This window comes from Chitinophaga sp. G7 BAM 1005, from assembly GCF_057126945.1.
The window spans coordinates 5,814,081-5,832,574 of record NZ_CP181478.1 but is presented as its reverse complement, the minus strand read 5'-3'; the positions used below and the strand labels follow the sequence as shown (position 1 = coordinate 5,832,574).

Annotated in this window: 12 protein-coding genes and 1 tRNA gene; 11 read left to right on the top strand and 2 right to left on the bottom strand. The window is 48.5% G+C overall.

Annotated features, from left to right (window positions below; genetic code table 11):
* Positions 1 to 8: 8 nt before the first annotated feature.
* Together ACMXI2_RS23225 and ACMXI2_RS23220 are read right to left on the bottom strand one after the other, a co-directional pair.
* Positions 9 to 842: a sulfite exporter TauE/SafE family protein gene (locus ACMXI2_RS23225; protein ID WP_483778437.1), complete on the bottom strand. Its 834-nt coding sequence runs from the start codon at positions 840 to 842 to the stop codon at positions 9 to 11.
* Between the two features lie 10 nt (positions 843 to 852).
* Entirely contained in the window at positions 853 to 1,506 is a 654-nt protein-coding gene (locus ACMXI2_RS23220; RefSeq protein WP_483778436.1) for a FadR/GntR family transcriptional regulator, read from the bottom strand.
* Positions 1,507 to 1,854: 348 nt separating this feature from the next.
* On the opposite strand from ACMXI2_RS23220, the gene ACMXI2_RS23215 reads away from it, so the two are divergent.
* From ACMXI2_RS23215 to ACMXI2_RS23165, 11 genes are all read left to right on the top strand, one after another.
* Positions 1,855 to 3,498, top strand: coding sequence for an FAD-dependent oxidoreductase (locus ACMXI2_RS23215; protein ID WP_483778435.1), 1,644 nt, complete (start codon positions 1,855 to 1,857; stop codon positions 3,496 to 3,498).
* 87 nt (positions 3,499 to 3,585) lie between these two features.
* Positions 3,586 to 4,062, top strand: a complete 477-nt coding sequence (locus tag ACMXI2_RS23210; protein WP_483778434.1) for a hypothetical protein — start codon at positions 3,586 to 3,588, stop codon at positions 4,060 to 4,062.
* 60 nt (positions 4,063 to 4,122) lie between these two features.
* Positions 4,123 to 4,193: transfer RNA gene (locus ACMXI2_RS23205), tRNA-Gln, on the top strand.
* A gap of 364 nt (positions 4,194 to 4,557) precedes the next feature.
* A complete protein-coding gene (locus ACMXI2_RS23200) occupies positions 4,558 to 5,151 on the top strand; it encodes an RNA polymerase sigma factor (RefSeq protein WP_483778433.1) in 594 nt (197 codons plus the stop codon).
* 147 nt (positions 5,152 to 5,298) lie between these two features.
* Positions 5,299 to 6,474, top strand: a complete 1,176-nt coding sequence (locus ACMXI2_RS23195; protein WP_483778432.1) for a FecR family protein — start codon at positions 5,299 to 5,301, stop codon at positions 6,472 to 6,474.
* Between the two features lie 236 nt (positions 6,475 to 6,710).
* On the top strand, positions 6,711 to 10,040 hold the full coding sequence (locus ACMXI2_RS23190; RefSeq protein WP_483778431.1) for a TonB-dependent receptor: 3,330 nt from the start codon (positions 6,711 to 6,713) through the stop codon (positions 10,038 to 10,040).
* Positions 10,041 to 10,080: 40 nt separating this feature from the next.
* Positions 10,081 to 11,652 carry a RagB/SusD family nutrient uptake outer membrane protein gene (locus ACMXI2_RS23185; RefSeq protein WP_483778430.1) on the top strand — a complete coding sequence of 524 codons (1,572 nt, stop codon included), beginning with the start codon at positions 10,081 to 10,083 and terminating at the stop codon, positions 11,650 to 11,652.
* A 39-nt stretch (positions 11,653 to 11,691) separates the two neighbouring features.
* The gene (locus ACMXI2_RS23180; protein ID WP_483778429.1) at positions 11,692 to 13,194 is read left to right on the top strand and encodes a redoxin domain-containing protein; all 1,503 of its coding nucleotides are present in this window, start codon (positions 11,692 to 11,694) and stop codon (positions 13,192 to 13,194) included.
* Between the two features lie 175 nt (positions 13,195 to 13,369).
* The gene (locus ACMXI2_RS23175; RefSeq protein WP_483778428.1) at positions 13,370 to 13,942 is read left to right on the top strand and encodes an RNA polymerase sigma-70 factor; all 573 of its coding nucleotides are present in this window, start codon (positions 13,370 to 13,372) and stop codon (positions 13,940 to 13,942) included.
* A gap of 61 nt (positions 13,943 to 14,003) precedes the next feature.
* A complete protein-coding gene (locus ACMXI2_RS23170; RefSeq protein WP_483778427.1) occupies positions 14,004 to 14,981 on the top strand; it encodes a FecR family protein in 978 nt (325 codons plus the stop codon).
* 163 nt (positions 14,982 to 15,144) lie between these two features.
* A complete protein-coding gene (locus ACMXI2_RS23165) occupies positions 15,145 to 18,486 on the top strand; it encodes a SusC/RagA family TonB-linked outer membrane protein (RefSeq protein ID WP_483778426.1) in 3,342 nt (1,113 codons plus the stop codon).
* The last annotated feature ends 8 nt before the right edge of the window (positions 18,487 to 18,494 follow it).

Sequence of the window (18,494 nt, the reverse complement as noted above, 5' to 3'; positions counted from 1 at the left end):
CACAGTAATTAGAACTGGTGATTTAATCCGTTATAGATCATTTCCAACGCCACAAAAGTGATGGCTGCACAGAAGATGATCCGTAATGTGCGGGCATTGATGTAGGTGAGCAAACGCGCGCCGGTAAAGGCTCCGCCCAACACGCCCAATACTACCGGGAAGGCCATGCCGGGATCGATGTAGCCTCTTTGAAGGTACACGACTGCACTGGCTGCGGCAGTAACGCCAATCATAAAATTGCTGGTAGTGGTACTTACTTTGAAAGGGATGCGCATGGTGCTATCCATTGCCAATACTTTTAGCGCGCCCGACCCGATCCCCAGCAAACCCGATAATATCCCTGCTATCAGCATGATGCCGAATCCGCCGGCTACGTTTTTGAGTTTGTAACTCACTTCCCCGGTGGGTGTTGGATAGCTGCTGTTTAATTTTAAGAGATAAGACAATTTACTGCCTGTTTGTTCCGCATGTTCATGCTTTTTCCGAATGGTCATAGCGGCGGAAAATATCAGCACCACACCAAGCAGGATGGCAATAGTGTTTACCGGTGTAAATATGGCCAGTAGCGCACCTCCTACGGCGCCTGCGGTGGTGGCTATTTCCAGGAACATGCCCAGCCGGATATTGGTAATACCTTCTTTTATATACGCCGTGGCGGCGCCGGAAGAATTGGCAATAGAGGCCAGCAGGGCCACCCCGATGGCATAGCGGATATCTACATGAAATACAAGTGTGAGCAATGGAATCAGTATCACGCCGCCACCTAAACCGGTGAGAGAGCCCAGGAGCCCGGCCACATAAGCGCCTGCCAGCAGTATTAAGCTAAAGATCAGGATATTCATCTGTTGATATTTAATAGTTATTGTCCAGTATGTCTTCCATTACCTGCCGGGATAATTTAGCGTTACCGCTTTTGATGGCTTTATACAATTGTTCATGCAGGTGGTGACTGATCGCAAAGTGGCTGATACTTTGTGTATCGCGTTTGGCGAAGAAGTCGCGGATTACGGCAGTGAAGCTGCGGAAGAGATCGGCCAGTACATTATTGCCGGAGGCTTTTGCAATAGCGGTGTGAAAGGCGATATCGGCATCCACGCATTGCTGATACTGTTGTTCCAGGATGGCTTTTTTGCGTTGTTCCAGCAAGGCTTTCAGCTGGTGGAGATCTTCTTTGGTATGGTTTTCTGCGGCCAGTTTCACAATTTCATAGTCCAGCATGCGCCTTACCTGGTTAATTTCCTCGAAGTCGGCGCGCCTGAGCCGCTGGTCCAGCGATTCCGCCTGAATGGTTTCATTAACAAAGGTGCCCGCGCCCTGTTGCACGCGCAGGATACCCATCATAGCAAGCGTTTTAATGGCTTCGCGGACGGTAGAGCGGCCTACGGCGTATTGCACCATCAGCTCGGGTTCTGCGGGTATTTTCTGACCGGGCTTATATTTTCCCTGGGAGATATCTTTCTGGATGGCGTTGATAACGCGGTCCGATAGTTTGGATGTTTGCTCCATAAATCTTCATTTACAACACAAAGGTATGATGTTTAATTAAACATCTGATGTTTTATTTTTTGTTCCTTGATAATTTTGATAGATTGGATATCTGGTCGTGGGGTTGTATATTGGGCAGGCAGTATGATCATTTGCCAGCTGAACGAAACATTCCACGTGAAAAACTTGTATGTCATGGCAGCTGTTTGTTGACTGTTCATCCAGCCGGTTTCTTAATGACCACGCCGGATGGCATTGATTATTCTTCCTCACAACAGGGTGGTTTGTTTCGGCGACAGTATCACCTTTGGTGATGGAGGAACAAACGGAAAAAGTTATCCCGCATATCTTAAAAAAATTATTGACAGCATGAGAAAATTAGTCCTGTTAGCAACGATCCTGGTGATCCCTTATTTATTTATCCGCGCCGGCGCGCCGGTAAATAAGGCAGATGTAATTATTTATGGCGGCACTTCTGCGGCAATTGTGGCCGCGGTACAAGCGCATAAAATGGGCAAAACGGTGATCGTGGTATCGCCGGATAAACATGTTGGCGGCCTTTCTGCCGGCGGACTAGGGTTTACCGATACCGGCAACAAATCGGTAATAGGTGGCCTGGCCCGTGACTTTTATCACCGCATCTGGCTGCACTACCAGCAACCTGCCGCCTGGAACTGGCAACAGCAGGCGGAGTATGGCAATAAAGGTCAGGGTACGCCGGCGATGGATGGCGCGGAGCGCACTATGTGGATCTTTGAACCGCATGTAGCAGAGCAGGTATTTGAAGATTATATCCGGGAGAATAACATAAAAATTTACCGCAACGAGTGGCTCGACCGCAAGCAGGGCGTAAAAAAGGAAGGCGGAAAGATAGTGGCTATTACTACCCTCAGCGGACAAACCTATAGCGGCAAAGTATTCATTGATGCCACCTATGAAGGCGATCTGATGGCGGCTGCAGGCGTAAGCTATACCGTAGGCCGCGAAGCAGTGGCCACTTATGGCGAAAGCTGGAACGGCGCACAAACAGGCGTTTTACACCACGGCCATCATTTCAAACAGAACATCAGTCCGTACCGCATTGCCGGTGATGCGAAAAGTGGATTGCTGCCGCGTGTTTCAGGAGAAGATCCCGGAGAAAAAGGAGCGGCGGATAAAAAGATCCAGGCATATTGCTTTCGTATGTGCCTTACCGATAAACCTGCCAACCGCATTCCTTTTCCGAAGCCGGAAGGATATGATCCCACGCAGTATGAATTACTCACCCGTGTGCTGGACAGCGGCTGGAATGAAGTGTTCAATAAGTTTGATCCCATCCCCAATCATAAAACGGATGTGAACAATCATGGCCCTTTTAGTTTTGACAACATCGGTATGAACTACGATTATCCGGAGGCCACGTATGAGCGCAGGAAGGAGATCATCCATGAGCATGAAGTGTATCAGCAGGGACTATTATATTTCCTTGCGAACGACGCCCGCGTGCCGGCTGCTATCCAGCGCCGCATGCAAACCTGGGGCTTATCGGCCGATGAGTTCCGCGATCATCATAACTGGCCACACCAGTTGTATGTACGCGAAGCGCGGCGTATGAAAGGCGTGCATGTTATGACACAACAATCGGTGCTTGGAGAAAGCGCAGTACCACAGTCTATAGGCATGGGGTCTTATACCCTGGATGCGCATAATGCACAACGTTATGTGAAAAAAGACGGGTACGTGCAGAATGAAGGCGACATCGGTGTGGATATTAAGGAGCCTTACCAGGTGTCTTACGGGTCCATACTTCCGCAACGAACAGAGTGCAGCAACCTGCTGGTACCGGTATGCCTGTCGGCTTCACATATCGCCTATGGTTCTATCCGGATGGAGCCGGTGTTTATGATCCTGGGACAGAGTGCCGCCACGGCAGCGGTGCTGGCCATTAACGGGAACAAAGCGGTGCAGGAGGTGGATTATGAGCAGCTGAAAGCGCAGCTGGAGAAAGATCATCAGCGGTTATCGGCACGATAGTGTGATTGGCCATCCATGCTGCAGCGAACAGAAGCAAAGCGGCATGGATGGCACAATGATTGCGGCTGCTGCTGCATGAAAAAAGCTATGATACCTACTATTTGCCGGGCTATTGGCCTGGGCGTTGTTACCGGGATGCGCAGCGCAATGGGCCCCGCTTTCGCCAGTTATTTTGTTAGCCAGCAACCTTCGGACAAACTACGTAAGTCACCTTTAGGCTTTATGCAAAAGCAAGGTACTTCCCGCTATTTACAAACGATGGCCGCAGGCGAGCTGGTAGTTGATAAAGCACCCAATATCGGAAATCGTATAGCCGCTGCCGGTATTACCGGCCGGGCGCTTTCCGGAGCATTGGCAGGCGCCACTTTATACCAGGCAAAAGGTGAGAAAGCCTGGAAAGGAGCGGTGATTGGCGGGGTGGCAGCGGTGGCTGCGGCATATGCATTCTTCTATTTACGCAAAGCTGCCGGCAGGAAACTACATGTAAGAGATGCAGCGGTAGGTGGACTGGAAGATGCTATAGCAGTGAGTATCGCGGCATTGTCTATCAGGAAGAAAAGATAAATTCTTTTATGTAGTTGTTTTCTTTGATAAAAAAACTACATTTGCATCCCCATAGAATAATGCCTAATAGTATAATGGTAGTACGACAGATTTTGGTTCTGTTTGTCTAGGTTCGAATCCTGGTTGGGCAACACCGGACAATAGTCACTGACAATATTCAATAGATTTTACCCACTGTAACGTAAGTTGCGGTGGGTTTTTTCTTGCGCTTGTTTATCCGCAAGTGATAATAGTCTTCTTACATAATCATGCAATAATGTAACATAAAAACGGCGCCTTAAAAAGGGGTCGTCGCTGTTTTATTGTAAGATGGCATCCCTGTTATCCATTTCATGTATAAGCGATCCGGTACACTCAAAGTTACCATATCGGCTGGCAGACACGTTTTAGGAAATTGTTAAGCCTGTTTATGGATCACCGGGGGTACCGGCCCAGCTATTATTTAGAAAAGAAAAAGAGATTGATTAAATTGCTGCCTGTCTAACTCAGGAGATATTGCGCGGCGCCAAGTTTCATATAGCAAAAGAATTACTGATCAGTATATCGGAAGGAGATGAAGTGGCTTTTCGTGAACTTTTTTATGGGGCGCTTCCCTGGCTGACTTCTTTTATACGAAGGATGGTCAAATCGCCGGAGGGGACCCAGGAAATTGTACAGGAAACCTTTATCCGCATCTGGTTGAGCCGCGATAAGCTGCCCGGGCTTCTGGAGCCACAGGCATGGATCATACGGGTAGCCAGCAATGAATGCTTTACCTGGTTCCACAAGCAGGCGGCGCTGCGTAAGGTAACGGATATCCGGGATGGAGCGGTAAGCGCTGCTGCCAACCTGGGGGAAGACCGCCTGCAGGTACAGGAAACACTGCTGCTGATCCGGAAGGCAGTGGCGCAATTGCCCCCGCAACGTAAAAAGATTTACCAGCTTAGCAGGGAGGAGGGGCTGAAAACACAGGAAATTGCCGATCGCCTGCAATGTTCTCCCAGCTACGTAAAAAATACGCTCAGCGCTGCGCTGAGTTATATCCGCGGATATCTTACCGCCGCCGGAAAAATAATTCCCTTTTTATTTTTACTCTCCTTAACACGCTGAAAATAAGGCGGTTAATTTTTTCATCTCTCTTATTTAAAAAAAAATGTACGGCCGATGAGTACCACCGGTCTTTTTTACATTCTATATAGTACTACGCTGCTTGCCGGCGTGCACCTGTAATTATTTTACTACGTTTTGAAAACCACTATGGAACAGAGAATTACTTTTTTATTGAGAAAAAGTGGGGAAGAAGGACTGACGAAAGCTGAGGAAGGAGAGCTGACCGCTTTTTTCCGGGACGAAACCAACCGGGAACTCTTTAACAGGGTAGCGGTTGCATTGCCGGGGGATATTTCCGGCGATGCGGAGGTGAACATTGCCGGCTGGGAGCCAATGCTGCAGCATATACTGGATGCAGATAAGCCAGGTCATACCGGTACCCCGGTGAAGGTATTGTACCGGAAATGGTGGCAATATGCAGCGGCGGCAGTGTTTATATTAGTGGCATCAGGGGTTTGGTTCTTTGTGCAGCCCAGGAAGCCAGGCATTATGCATCACATTCCGGAGGTAGCCGCAGATATAGCGCCGGGCACCAATAAGGCGATGTTACAGCTGGCCAACGGGAAAACGATTGTACTTTCTGATGCACAGAACGGCGTGGTAGGTCAACAGGGAAATGCGCAGGTGGTAAAAATGGATAACGGCGTGCTGGCGTATCAGCCTGGATCACAGACCGGCGGCAATACGGTGGAATACAATACGATGATCACGCCACGTGGAGGACAGTACCGCATTATACTGCAGGATGGCTCAAAGGTATGGCTGAATGCGGCCAGTTCTTTAAAATATCCGGCGGTATTCAATGGTCCGGAGCGGGTGGTGGAGCTTACCGGAGAAGCTTATTTTGAGATAGCGGCGAAAGCAGACCAGCCCTTCCGGGTAAAGTCGAAAGGACAGGAAGTATTGGTACTGGGCACCCATTTTAATATCAATGCTTATCCCGATGAAACGGTGACTGCCACTACGCTGATCACAGGTAAGGTGAAGGTATCCGGCGCGGGGTATGCAGGTGTGATGCAACCGGGTGAGCAGGTGCAGCATCAGGAAAACCGCAGGTGGCAGCTGTTAAAGAACGTAGATACCGAAACTGTGATGGCCTGGAAGAATGGGTATTTCTCTTTTAACAAAGCCAATATTGTTACCGTAATGCGGCAATTGGCCAGGTGGTATGATGTGAATGTAATATTTGAAACTAAAAATACAGAACAGGCTTTTGTGGGTGAAATACCCCGGAGCGTAACCCTGGAACAAGCTTTAGAGATACTTAAATTCAGTGATATTCACTATGTAATAACAGGAAGAACAATTAAGATTATTGATTAGTCAACCAACCAGGATTTATTATCAACCAAAAACCAACCAACCATCAATGAAAAAAAATACGTCTTAAAAAACAAAACAGAAGTGCTTGCAACACTTCTGTTTAATCCGGGCTTACCGACAACCATCCGACTAAAGAAAGTTTAATCAATTCACCCAAACACTACAAATGTATGCAATTAAGTAATTGCTATGGGCATTTCTTTGCCCGTTCCCTCCTTAAAAAAACGATGCTCATTATGAGATTGAATTTTTTCCTGATTGTTGTGCTATGCCTGCATGTAAGTGCAAAAGGAGTGTCTCAGGAGATTACATTATCATTGAAAGAGGCTACACTTGAAAAAGTACTGACAGGTATTAAAAAGCAGAGCACTTATCACTTTTTTTATGATGCACAACTGCTGCGGGAAGCTGCGCCCGTAAGCGTACAATTAAAAAATGCCACGCTCCGGCAGGCGCTGGAGCAAGCTATGCGGGGACTGCCGTTTTCCTGGCGTATTGATGAAGCAAATAAACTGGTGACCATCGGCAGAAAAATGGTGATGGTCCGGCCATTAATGGAGCTGCCAGTGGCATCCGGCACTGTAACCGGTGTGGTGGTAGATCACCAGGGGAAACCCATACCGGGAGCCACGGTAAGTCTGCGGCCTTTTAACAGGGGCACGGTTACCAAAGAAGACGGCTCTTTTACTTTCAAAAATCTTGCGGTGGGTAATTACACCATCATCGTGACTTTTGTCGGTTTCGGATCTTTTGAAAAAACCATTAAAGTAGGCGAAACCCCGGTACAGCTTACCATTTCGCTGAAGCCTGTGCTTACAGAGCTGAATGCTTCCGTAATTATTGGATACGGCACTACTACCGAACGAAACAAAACAGAGTCGATGTCTTCTGTAAGATCGAAGGAGCTTACTGAAAATCATTCCAGTATAGCGGTGTCGGATATGCTGGCGGGCCGGTTGCCGGGACTGTACGCGGTAAAATCCGGCGGTGCGCCGGGAGCAGGTTCCACCCTCTTTGTGCGCGGGTTAAGCACCTTTAACAACTCTGCTCCACTGGTAGTAGTAGATGGGATTCCCGACAGGCGGCTAGACGATCTGAACGCCAACGATATTGATGTAATATCTGTATTGAAAGATGCATCGGCCATTTCTGTGTATGGCGCCCGTGCGGCCAACGGGGTAATTCTCGTAACTACCAAAAAAGGAAACATCGGCAAACCCAGTATTACATTTGCGGCCAACGTGGTGAACCAGCGTCCTACGCAATATTACAAGCAGATGAATGCTTTTGAGTATGCCACTACTTACAACGAAGCGCTGAAGAATGAAGGGTTGTATCAGCCCGGAGTGGGTATGGGGTTCAGTGATGAAGCCCTGCAGAAATACCAGGATGGTTCTGACCCGGACCGATATCCCAATGTGAACTGGATCGATGAAGTGCTGGCTACTTCTTTGTGGCAGAGCAACTATAATTTGTCTGCCGCAGGAGGAAGTGAAAACATTCGTTATTTTATTTCCGGCGGGTATTCAAAAAACAGCGGACTGGTACCTGTAGAGGGTTACAGCCGTTATAACCTGCGCAGCAACCTGGAAGCAAAGGTAACGCGCGACCTGAAGGTGACCATGAACCTCAGCGGCTCTTTCAGCAAACAGAATGGAGAGTCGGTGTATGGATCGGAGTATGTTGTAAGGAACATGTATGGCACGCCGCCTATCCGTGCAAACCGTTTCACAAATGGGTCGTATGCCAATGTGCCGGAACAGCGTGGTAATGCCTACCAGCAGTCCATAGGTGCATCTGGTTACAATCTTAACAATATCAACATCTTTAATTCGGTTGTCAACATACAGTACGACGTTCCTTTTATAAAAGGGCTGTCACTGAAGGGGAATGGCTCTTTTGATAAGCTTTATACTTTTGGTAAACGCTTTGCCACACCATACGATATGTACAGTATTGATGCAGCCGGTAATTTTAGAAAAGCAACGCCTTATCCTACTGAACCTTATTTGAGGGAAACCTTTACGCAAACGCAGAGTCTTACGTTGGAAGCCGGCGCGCAATACGACCGGTCATTTGGTAAACACGATTTATCCGGGTTGCTGCTCTATACACAAACCAATAATACCGGCGACAATTTTAATACGCAGCGTTCGGGCTTTGTATCTTCCAGCTTATCGCAGTTGGATTTAGGCGATCCTACGCGTGTTACCAATGGCGGTTCCGGCACACAGAATGCCAGGCGGGGTTTGGTAGGCCGTTTGTCGTATAACTATGCATCGCGCTACCTGTTCCAGTTTAATTTCCGGTATGATGGGTCTGATATTTTCCCTCCAGACCAGCGGTATGGATTTTTCCCGTCGCTGTCGGCCGGGTGGATTTTATCGGAAGAACCTTTTATGGATAATGTATCCAATGATCTTGATTTCCTGAAGGTAAGAGCGTCGTGGGGACAGCTGGGTAACGACCGTGTAGATCCATACCAGTTCCTGACTACTTATGGATTGGGAGTTACTCCAGGATATTCCCTGGGAGGAACTACGCCGCAATATTATCAAACGTTATCGCCTAACGTATTGCCCAACCCGGTATTTACCTGGGAACGTGCGGTGATTGCCAACGTAGGTGTGGAAGCGCATTACAAGCGGGATTTGTTTACGCTGGAAGCAGATTATTTTCAGAAAAGAACAAAAGATATCCTGGCGCCGCCTGCACAGCAGGTACCTACTGTAATTGGTATTGGCTTGCCTGATATTAACAGTGGTATTGTAGATACCAAAGGGCTGGAGGTTGTTTTAAGTCATACACAACACTTCGGGAAGTTCTCTTATTTTATTTCTCCGAATGTTAGTTTCAGTAAGAATAAGGTGATCTACTATCCTGAATCACAAAGTATCCCGGAATGGCAGAAGGCAACGGGGAAGTCGATCGGTTATTTTTATAATACGGTGGGTATGCAGGCTGTTGGTTACGTATCCGAGGGCCTGTATCAGAGTGAAGAGGAAATTACGAAAGGGCCTAAGCCGCTTTATCCTGCCACTGCGCCCGGCGATATCCGTTACAAGGATGTAGATGGTGATGGCGCCATTACTGCCAGAGACCAGGTTTTCTTTGGTGCTTCTTTCTTTCCTAAAATCCAGTATGGTATCCGCTGGGGAGTAAAGTACAGCAGTCTTGAATTGAATGTGCTGATGCAGGGTGCGGGCAATGTACAGGGGTATGCCTATACGAATTTGCCTGCCATCGCAGATAAACTGGACCGCTGGACACCCACGCACACCAATGCTTCTTATCCGCGCTTATGGTACAACAATCAGAATAATGAGGAAAACTCTGATTACTGGGCGCGCAATACGGCCTACCTGCGTGTGAAGAATATGGAGCTGGCTTATAGTCTGCCTGGCAGTGTGCTTCAGCGTATCGGTGCAAAAAGTTTACGCGTCAGCGTTAGTGCAAATAATCTCTTCACTTTCACTCATTTTAAATCGTTTGATCCTGAAAGTGCAGGGCAGGTACGTGATCCGCTGATGAAGTCGTTCGCAGCCGGTTTAACGCTGCAGTTCTGATCAGTGAAAACGAATTTATTGAACCAACTAATGCTTTCAAATGAAAAGATTAATCAGCTATATAGCCCTTGCTGCAACGGTGGGAACAGTTGCCTGTAATAAAGAGGCGTTAAATAAAGGCCCACTGAACCTTTACAGCGACAGCAACATATGGAAAGACAGTGCCCTCATCAGCAGGGTGGTGCTGGAATCGTACAGTAAGATACACTCGACTTATGACGATGCGGGCAACTGGATGATCTGTGATATTACCGATGAAGCCAAGTGCGCTAAGTCGTTCCTGGAAGCCAACCTGGTGAACTCCGGGCAGTATTCCCCATCTTCCAATATCAACAGCGACATCTGGACAAACACCTATATCGCCGTGCGCAATTGCAATACGGTGTTATCGCATATGGATGATATGCCGCTCAGCGCAGCAGGAAAGCAACAGATCAAAGGCGAAATGTTATTTCTCCGGGCGCTGCATTATATGGACCTCTACTTTACTTTCGGGCGTTTCCCGATAGTAGATAAAGTACTGACACTGGATGATGAGCTGACAATGGGCCGTGCCACCGATGAAGCCTGCGTAAATTTTATGGTGAAAGACCTGGATGACGCAGCGGCTATCCTGCCGGGAAGCTACCCGGCTGCTTCAACAGGACGGGCTACCCGTTTTGCGGCGTTAGCCATGAAAGCACGGCTGCTGCTGAATCATAAGGACTACAGCGGCGCTGCCGCTGCCGCCAAAGAGGTAATTGACAAAGGCGGCTTCTCCCTTTTCGCGGATTATGGCGCTATGTTTTTCCCGGAGAATGATGATAACCGCGAAGTTATTTTTAATAAAGAATACGCGGGAGATCTGAGCGGACAAGTACATGGGCTGGACGACTACAACAACTCCACTTACTTCACCGGCTTTGGCAGCGTGAGGGATTGTCCTACGCAGAACATAGTAGACCAGTACCTCATGACAGATGGTAAACCCTGGAACCAGTCGGCCTTATATGATCCGGCGCATCCTTATGCGAACCGCGATCCGCGCCTGCATGCCAGCGTTATTTACGATGGTACCACCTGGATGAATACTGTAATGGACCTGAAGCTGGGATCAGCGATGAACCCGGGTACTTCCAGCACCGCCATCACCGGTTATTTGCTGCGTAAGTTTATGAACCCGAATTATATTTTCGGTGGTAATAATACCAACTACCAGAACTGCATTATGATGCGGTTAGGAGAAGTATATCTCAACTACGCAGAATGCCAGCTGAAACTGAATAATCCCGGTGAAGCGCGCACCTATGTAAACCTGTTGCGCAAGCGGGTAAATATGCCTGAAATAACCGGCCCGCTCACCTGGGATGATTATGTGCGTGAACGCACCGTGGAGCTGGCATTTGAAGGTCAGCGGTTCAACGATATCCGCAGGTGGGGTACCGGCGCTACGATGATCGGCGCAGCTATCAGGGCCATGCAGGTTGGCATTGTAAACGGCGCCCGGACTTACACTTCAGTGCCACTGGAGCAGCGGTTCTTCGAAGACAAAATGTATTACTTCCCGATACCACAGGATCAGTTGCAAAAGTATCCTGCGGGTAACGTACCGGAGCAGAATCCCGGTTGGTAACCATCTACATAAAATTATATACAGTCAAACACCAGCATTATGAAAATCACCTTCAATCATTTAATCACAGCGGTTTTGCTGTCGTTGCCTTCGATGGCCAATGCGCAGTTGAAGCAAAAGGGCGACAGCCTGATAGGTGTTATTAATAAACATCCGGAAAACATTGCCGCGCATGATGCGTATATACAAGCCATGTGGAAAGACAGTGCGGGTGTTGTAAAGCAATACCAGCAATGGACAAAAAAGTTCCCCAACGAAGCCGCCGTTGCTTATGGCTATGGTAAATTTTATACAAACAGGGAAAGCCCTGCAGCCCGCCCCTTCCTGCTGAAGGCGGTAGCGCTGAATCCTAAACTGGCGGATGCCTGGCAGGAGCTGTCGATAGATGCAGAACGCTGGGGTGAATTTGACAAGGCGCGGGACTTTATGGGTAAAGCATCTGCCGCGGAACCGGATAATGCAGATTATCTTTTTTACTATGCCAGCTCCCTTGAAAAAGATGATCCGGAGAAATACCGGGAGATGTGTAATGAGTTGATCAAAAAATTCCCGGAAAGTCAGCGCGGTGCGCAGGCGTTGTATTGGATGGCTTTCCGTGAACCGGATATGCAGAAAAAGAAAGCGTTGTATGAGCAGATGCGCCGCGATTTCCCGGTGTCAAAATTCAGCTGGTCCAATTCCGGTATGGAGGAATACTTTGATTTGCTGTTATCCGGGAGCCCTTCGGAAGCGCTGAAGCTGGCTACTGACCTGGCAGCAACGCCCGGGCTGGAATCAGAAAGCAAAGAAGGATATGAGAAAAATGCAAAGCTGGCCAGCCAGTTTATAGCCGCCGAAAAGCTACTGGCAGATAACAAAACCAGTGAGGCCGCTACGGTGCTGAATAGTATAAAGCCAAAGAGATGGGGCAGCTTGCCGCAAACGTTGGCATTGCTCAAAGCAAAAGTAGCCAACCAGGGCGGACATCCGCAGCAGGCGTATGATACCCTGATGAAGTACTATGCCGCCACACCGGCCAGGTCGCTGAAAGCGCCGTTGCTGGCCTACGGAAAGGACGCCGGTAAAACAGAACTTGCGATTTATGAGGAGCTGAAACAACAATTGAATACAGGCGCGAAGGAAGCGGTTTTTTCGCTGGAGTCTTATTTAGCTGATGGTAAAGTATCCATGAAGGATTATAAAGGCAAAGTGGTGCTGCTTACCTTCTGGTTTCCCGGCTGCGGCCCGTGCAGGGGGGAGTTTCCTCACTTTGAAAAGGTGCTGAAGAATTTTAATGGCCAGCCGGTATCTTACCTGGCTATTAACATTGTTCGTGACCAGGATGCGTATGTGGTACCGTTTGTGAAGTCCAGCAAATATAGCTTTACGCCGCTGAAAGATATGGAAACCAACCGGCAGAACCTCCCGGTGAGAGGCGCCCCCACGAATTACCTGATTGACCAGGATGGTAAGATCATTTTTAAGAATTTCATGATTCAGAATCATGATGGGGAGTTGATGCTGGAGGATATGATCCGGTTGCTGCTGGAGAAACAGGCATAATATAATATTGAAACCCCATTTTATGTAGCAGGGCTGGCCAATTGGCCGGTCCTGTCATTTTATGGTATGGCTCCGGGGCCGGAACGCCACTCATCTTTTTTGCCCAAAGGATAATAATTTAAACTCTATATTTACCCCCGGTATTCCACCTTCATATAAAAAATTAATATCAGCCATGCCGGCCATAGAGGGGCAAAAAGATGAAGAATTGTTGTTGTTGCTGCAGTCGGGTAATGAACAGGCGCTGACCCTGTTGTATAAACGGCATTGGGAACCGCTGTTCTTGTCGGCTTACCAGGTGCTGAAAGACAAAGAAGCCTGTAAAGACCTGGTGCAGGAGCTGTTTACAGAGCTGTGGCAAAAGTCCCATCGCATTCAGTTAACCGTTTCCCTGAAGGCGTATCTTTCTGCCAGCATCCGTTACAAGGTATTCCGGTATATCCGGCAAAACCCGGTGCGGGAGGAGTTGTTTGATCATATGATGGAGCGAATGGAAGCTGCTTCGCCGGAAAGTAAGCTGGCCGTAAAAGAGCTGCAATCCCTGCTGAATACCCTGATAGACACCTTGCCGGAGAAATGCCGGATCATATTCCGGATGAGCCGGGAGCAACATCTTTCCTATAAAGAGATTGCCACACAGTTGAATGTTTCGGTGAAAACCGTTGAAAACCAGATCAATATTGCCATCCGTAAGCTGCGGTCCGCCCTGGGCTATGCTTTGCTGATTCTCCTGTTTATCAGTAAATAATTTTTTTGTCCTGCTTTGGGGGTAGCCCTTCTTTTTTGTCACTAATGATAAAATACCCCGTATGAACAGACAGGAGTTTTTTTCATTGATAGATAAATGGATGAACGGCTCGGCGAGTGAGGAGGAAGTACAATCACTGATGAATTACTATCACAGTTTCAAATCTACCACGGAGTGGGGTGAAGCGCAACTTGGCGCTAAATCCTTACTGGAGGCGGAAATGGAGCAGCAGTTGTTGCTGCGCATCAGGACTGTGGAGCCGGAAACAGCGCCGGTGAAACGTATGTGGTGGACAAAGATCGCCGCAGCAGCAGCAGTGCTGCTTGTACTGACAGCCGCCGGCTGGTGGTATTTCCAGCGTCCTGCGGAGCAAATGGCTGTTCATTCGCGGCAACAACTGGTGGCCACTAAAGCGGGGGAACACAAAAAGATGCTGCTGCCCGATAGTACCATCGTTTGGCTTAGCCCGGCCTCCCGGCTGGAATATACGGATGCTTTCGGGAAAGGGAACCGGGAGCTTACATTAAGTGGCGAAGCCTTTTTTGAGGTAGCTACCGATGCTGCGCAGCCTTTTATTATTCACAGCGGGAGGATAGATACGCGGGTGTTGGGTACCTCCTTTAACATCCGGGCATTTGATGCGCAGCCGGATGTGGCGGTAACGGTGTTAACGGGTAAGGTAGCGGTAGGCAATGCGGATAGCGCAGTGTATGTATCTCCCAGCCAGCGGGCGGTGTTTAGCAAAGCAACGGGGAAGATCACGAAGGAAGACGGGGTAGCTACCGGCGATTTATTGAGCCGGCGCGAAGGCATCCTGAAATACGACCGTGCGGGCCTGCGGGAAGTAGCAGCCGAGCTGGGATATTATTACAACGTAAAAATTGAGATTACAGGGGATATTTCCAACTGTTTTTATTTCGGGGAATTTAATACCAACGGCACTTTGGAGAAAGCGTTGCGGCAGCTGTGCCTGTCGCTCAATGCCACACTGGAGCACAACGGTACCACCTACATCATCAGGAAGGATAAGGAATGCTGAACGTTATGAAATAAACCACCAACCTATGCATAAAGAAGCGCCACCTACATAAAAAGAACCTCCCTTGCGGGAGGCTGAAAGTTAAGTCTTAACGCTAGTATGCCACACTGGCCTGGTAACCGATGGCAGCTAGTTTTTACTCAACCTTAATCTACGTAAAAGTATGAAAAAATGTGTACCTGTAATAGGCATGCTAATGAAAATGTCATTGTGTATTGTAGTCGTTGTATGTAGTACTACACTAACATTGCTGGCCAAGCACACCGAAGCCCAGCTGCTCGAAAAAAGGATTACGCTGAAAGTGGAAGGAGGAGCATTGCATGATGCCCTGGATGAGATAGGCGCCAGCGCCAATCTTTCTTTCAGCTATGCGGTTAATAAAGAGATCTTTAACAGCGTGGTAACTATCCGGGCAAAGCACCAGAAAGTAGGCAACGTGCTGAAGGAGCTCCTGGCGCCGTTTTCCCTGGAGTATTTTATAGCAGATGATAAAGTGATCATCCGCCGCAGCAATGAAATGCTGGCGAATATGCTGCTGGACGCAGATGCCGGCCTGATGTACAAAGACATCCGCGGGAAGGTGGTGAATGAAAAAGATGAGCCGTTACCCGGCGTATCTGTTCGCGTAAAAGATGCTTCTATGGCAGCGGTTACCGATGAAAAAGGAGAATACGTGCTGAAGGGCATCCCCGAAAATGCGGTGCTCATTGTATCTTTTATGGGATATAATACCCAGGAGATAGCCAGCGGTAAGGACACCCAGCTGCGTATCGTACTCACGGAAGACACCAAAAAACTCGGTGAAATTGTAGTGGTAGGTTATGGCTCCCAGAAAAGGGCCAGTCTTACCAGCGCAGTAGCCTCTGTGAAAGGCGCAGCAGTAGCGGAAAGGCCGGTACCTAACGTGGTAAACGCCTTACAGGGACAAGTACCCGGCCTGTTTATACAACAAACCGATGGTATGCCCGGCACCAACAACAACAAACTGAATATTCGCGGTATCAGCACGTTATCCAGCAACCCCGTACTGGTACTGATAGATGGGGTAGCCGGCCAGCTGGAAACAGTAAACCCGCAGGACATTGATAACATCAGTATCCTGAAAGATGCATCTGCCACCGCTATTTATGGCGCACGCGCTTCCGGCGGGGTTATACTGGTTACCACCCGCAAAGGTAAACTGAACAGCAAGCCTTCGCTCGCGTATGATGCTTACGCAGGTATACAGCAGCCTACCTATCTCCCAAAACTGGTAGACGCAGTATCCTTTATGCGAAAATGGAATGAATCCCAGCTGAACGATAATCCCGATGCCACCGTGCGTTTTTCTGATGCCGATATCCAGAAATATGCCAGCGGTGAATTGCCCAGTACCGACTGGATCAGTGCCATCTTCAAAGAGAATGCACTCCAGATGCAACATAACGTTGGCATCTCCGGCGGAACAAAAAATACCGATTACTTTGTATCACTGGGATACCTGAAACAGGAAGGACTGGTACAGGGCGTGATGAACGAGCGCTTTACCTCACGCGTAAATATCAATACGCAGATATTGGATAACCTGAAGTTCGGGATCAATACCGTGTATATGAATGCGCCTAAAAGTTTTGCGGGCGCCGGTATTTATACTACCGCCATGCACTGGGCGTATATCCTCAACCCTACGGAATGGGCCTATACACCACAGGGGCGCGACAGAAGCTACCGTGGCGGCTCCCAGCCGGTGGCTATTATCAATCACGGCGGGTTTGAAAATTACAAAGACAATTACTTTAATACCAACCTGACGCTGGATTACGGCATTACGAAAAACCTGTCGGTAAAAGGACAGTATTCCTACAACAGCCGCGATATCAAGCATAAAATTTTCAGGGCTACCTACAAGTTGTATGATGACGAAGAGAACCTCGTTACTACACAGCAGTCGCCCAACTCACTGAACGACGATTATAATACCGCTATTAACCAAACGTTTATTGGCACGCTGAACTACGGTTTACAGGTAAAGCAGCACGACTTTAAAGCCCTGCTGGGATATAGCCAGGAAAGCATGAAGTATGACTCCTATTCCCTGGGCCGCCAGGATTTTCTGAATAATGATATTCATGTGATCAACGGCGGTAGTGTGAAAAAAGATTATTGGTCTACCGGCGGAGGCGCCTATGAATGGGCGATCCAGTCGATGTTCGGCCGGTTGTCTTACAGCTTTAAAGACCGCTACCTGCTGGAAGTAAACGGCCGGTACGACGGATCTTCCCGTTTCAAAAATAACCGTTGGGGATTCTTCCCATCTGTTTCTGCCGGATGGAGAATTTCGGAAGAGGACTTCCTGAAAGGATCTGATATTGTGAGTAATCTGAAGCTGCGTGGCTCTTATGGTAAGGTAGGTAATCAGAATGCAACGGGAACGGATACACGCGGTATTTATTCCTGGGCAAGTTTAATTGGTACCGGCGCTTCTTATTTCAACGATAAAGCGCAAACTACCACGTATTATAACAACACCGCTAACCCGGATCTTACCTGGGAAGAAAAAGTAACCGGCAACATTGGTGTGGATGCAGGATTTTTTGATGAGAAGTTTACCCTCACCGCGGATGTTTTTAAAGAGAAGACGACCGGGATTTTATTAACGCCCAGTGTGCCGTCGACCTTTGGCCGCGATGCGCCTGTAATGAACCTGGGCCGCATGAGCAACTGGGGATGGGAAGTGTCTGCCGGCTACCAGAACCGCGATAATAAGCTGAAGTACGGTGTGATGGTGAACATTTACGATTCCCGTAACAAGATCCTCGACCTGGGCGGCACACCGGATGTATTGGCGGAAAACCCCGTAATGGTAGGCCAGTCACGGTGGACGTGGTACGGTTACAAAGCGCTCGGCCTGTATCAGTCCGACGAAGAAGTGAAAGCATCGCCTACCTATAAGCCACAAAACAAAGCCGGCGACATCAAGTACCAGGATACCAACGGCGATGGGCAAATTACCCCGGAAGACCGTGTAATACTGGGTGATGCAGATCCGCACCTGATGTTTGGCGTGAACGCTAACTTTTCCTGGAAGCAGTTTGACCTGAGCATGTTATTCCAGGGCGTGCTGAAAAATAAAACGTATCTCACCGGTTATGCCGTAAGTCCGTTTAACTATGGCGGTTCCTTTACCACCGACCTGATGGACTCCTGGACCCCGGAAAATAAAGGCGCCCGCTATCCCTTGATGCGGCAGGACCTGAGCGTGAACTACGATTTCTCCGACTGGTGGTTGTATGATTCGAAATATGTGCGTTTGAAGAACCTGCAACTGGGATATAATGTACCCGGCCATATTTTGCAGCGTGCGAAGATTGGTCAGCTCCGTTTTTATTTCATGATGGAAAATGTGCTGACGCTGAAGTCGAAACGTTTCCCGAAAAACTTTGACCCGGAAATCGACAACTGGCAGTCGGGTGTGAATTTCCCGCAAATGAAGACTTACACCTTTGGTTTGAACCTGAAATTCTGATGACGCTC